Source organism: Tersicoccus phoenicis, from assembly GCF_001968835.1.
Lineage (GTDB): Bacteria > Actinomycetota > Actinomycetes > Actinomycetales > Micrococcaceae > Tersicoccus > Tersicoccus phoenicis.
This window is the reverse complement of sequence record NZ_MRDE01000031.1, coordinates 1-2,793: the sequence shown is the minus strand read 5'-3', so window position 1 is coordinate 2,793 and position 2,793 is coordinate 1. Positions and strand designations below refer to the sequence as shown.

The 2,793-nt window shown below is 60.9% G+C and carries 2 protein-coding genes; both read left to right on the top strand.

Features of this window, described 5'->3' with window-relative positions; genetic code table 11:
• Positions 1-144 precede the first annotated feature (144 nt).
• Positions 145-1,812 carry a hypothetical protein gene (locus tag BKD30_RS06355; protein WP_218189262.1) on the top strand — a complete coding sequence of 556 codons (1,668 nt, stop codon included), beginning with the start codon at positions 145-147 and terminating at the stop codon, positions 1,810-1,812.
• Positions 1,813-2,275: 463 nt separating this feature from the next.
• Positions 2,276-2,701, top strand: a complete 426-nt coding sequence (locus BKD30_RS06350; protein ID WP_076703285.1) for a transposase — start codon at positions 2,276-2,278, stop codon at positions 2,699-2,701.
• The last annotated feature ends 92 nt before the right edge of the window (positions 2,702-2,793 follow it).

Sequence of the window (2,793 nt, the reverse complement as noted above, 5' to 3'; positions counted from 1 at the left end):
TCCGGGCAGGCGAAGGTAGCGTTACGCACGTCGAGGTCTTCCAGATGGGCGGTGTGAGAACTCCCATCATCGGAAGACCTCGACCCCTACACGGGCACCGACGCGCCGCCCACGATCACAGCGCCCGATACACCCTCAATTGCGATGAGCCCGTTTGCTGACCTTCCGTACGACGTCCTCTTCAACGACAAGGTCGATGCCGTCCTGCGAACGCCTGGAGTTCAATCGGAACTGACCAAGTACGTCACGCGGCTGAACGAACTCTTGGACGAGTCCACCTTCTTCGACCGCAGCACGTTCACTTTCTACAACGCGACGAACGTGACAAAGAGCTTGGGTGACAACGGGTTCTTCGCTGCGAAGCACTCGTTGCTGCTGCACGGGGAGGACGCGCCGCGTACGGTGACCAGCGACGCGGACCTGAAGGCGCTCATCGTGGAGGAGAAGAGGCGCATTACCGACGATGACGCGCTGCGCAAGAAGCTCGACGCGGTCGAGAGAGCTCTGCAGAAGAACGTGGACACGCGTCGGTTCTTCGACTTCATTGCGAGCCGCGCAGAGCTTCTGCCGGAGTTCGCCAACGTCGACTCCTTCCGGCAGAGTGTCTGGAAGTCGTACCTCAAAACGCACGAGGGCCTTTTCCAACGCGTGGTGACGTGTTTTAAGGACACGGAGACACGACGTAAGGAGATCGAACAGCAAGCGGCGCAGGAGAGCACCCAGTGGGAGAAGGTCATCCAGATCTTCAACGACCGGTTCTTTGTACCATTCCGGATTAGTGCGGAGAACAAGCACCGCGTCATGCTTGGTCAGGAAACCATGCTAAAGGTGGTATTCGAGTTCGAGGAGGGCGGGGAATCTATCGGCGTGGAGAGGGACGACCTGCTGGCGGTGTTAAGCAACGGCGAGAAGAAGGCGCTCTACATCCTCAACGTGCTCTTTGAGATGGAAGCGCGCAAGGCTGCGGGACGCGAGACGCTGTTCGTGATCGACGACCTCGCCGACTCGTTCGACTACAAGAACAAGTACGCCATCATCCAGTACCTCAAGGAGATGGCGGACCACACGGACTTCAAGCTCGTTCTCCTTACGCACAACTTCGACTTCTTCCGCACCTTGGTCAGCCGCGGCGTCGTTGGCTACAACCGCTGCTTCATGGCCCAGAAGGGCGAGACCAAGGTCGTGCTCCACCAAGCCGAGCACGTCAACAACCCGTTCATCCGTGGGTTCAAGAAGAACTTCTTCACCGACGGCATGCAGCGCGTTGCATCGATCCCGTTCGTGCGAAACATCCTTGAGTACACCAAGGGGACAGATGACAAGGACTACATCGTGCTCACGTCGCTCCTCCACTGGAAGGCCGACTCGGCCTCAATCACGAACGTGGACCTTGACCGAATCTTCACCGAGACGTTCCGCGGGCAGGAGGGAAAGGCCTGGGCTTCGCCAGGAGATTCCGTGATCGATCTCCTGCTACAGCAGGCAGACGAAGCACTCTTGGCCGATGAGGGCGTCAACTTCGAGAACAAGATCGTACTGTCGATCGCCACGCGCATCCTTGCAGAGAAGCACATGGTTGCCGAACTCAACGATCCCGGATTCACCGACGCGATCACGTCGAACCAGGCCCAAGCGCTGTTCCAGGCATTCCGGAACCGTGGACTCGGAACTTCGAGTTCTCGCGACACGCTCGACGGTGTGGTACTCATGACACCGGAGAACATCCATGTGAACTCGTTCATGTACGAACCCATCATCGATATGTCCGACTCGGCGTTGCGAGAGCTCTACTCGCAAGTCAAGAACTTGTGATGTGGGGGCTTGGCGTCCGTGCGAGGGTCGTCACCGCGTCTTCGCCCACACCGTGCCCCTGTGAAACCCCGAACCGCCGCGCCAGCGCCTTCACGCTCACCCCTTGCGCGCGGGCTGTTCGCATAGCGTCCACTTTGGTGTCCGTGAGCCGTGTTCGAGGTCCCATTTTTTGGTTCCGCCGACGCCCCGATCAGCGGATCATCCGACTCCCTGGCTGGGTCGGTATCCCCGTAAGAGCCTTGATTCGCGGAAACAAGCCTCTCAACCTAAGAGACGGGGTTTCCGGCTGGTCGGAGGCCCCGTTTCTCTACATCCGGACGCTCTTTGTCGCCCCCCTGCGTGTCAGGGTTGGGTGAGTCCACCGGTTCATAGCAAGTCCGTTTCGCGGGGGCGAGTTGAAGGATCACCTGTTTCGATGAGTTTGAGTTTCCCAGTCGTCCTGGCCGGCGCCGATGATGGTGTCGTGAGTGCACCCTCGAGCCCTGACGGTCCGGCGCGCCGCCGCTCGTTCACGCCGGGCCAGAAGCTGAAGTATCTGACCGAGTACGAGACCGCGTGCGAGACCGGCCAGGGCGGGGCGTACCTGCGTCGGCACGGCCTGTACTCCTCGCTGATCTGCGAGTGGCGCAAGCAGCGCGACGCGGGCCTGCTGGACGGGAAGGACCCCGGCGACCCGGTCGGCCGGCCGTCCCGGGAGCAGGCGGAGATCGCGACGCTGAAGGCGCAGCTGCGCCGGACCGAGTCCGAACGGGACATGGCGCGCACCGCGCTGGAGATCATGGGAAAAGCACACGCGCTCTTGGAACAGGTCTCCGAGAGCGCGGACACCGACCTGAGTTGGGTCACTTGCTGTGGTCTCGACAAGCTAGAGGGGGCTGACGTGGGGTGATGGTCGGGGTTAGTGTGTTGTTAAGGCACTAAGCGGGGGTCGGTAGGATCGGCTGGTGGCCTGGGTTCGCAGAGTCCGCACGGCCTCGGGGG

Bases quoted from the DNA above. Each gene is read 5' to 3' on its own strand.
- BKD30_RS06355 (WP_218189262.1), top strand. From the start codon at position 145: ATGAGCCCGTTTGCTGACCTTCCGTACGACGTCCTCTTCAACGACAAG.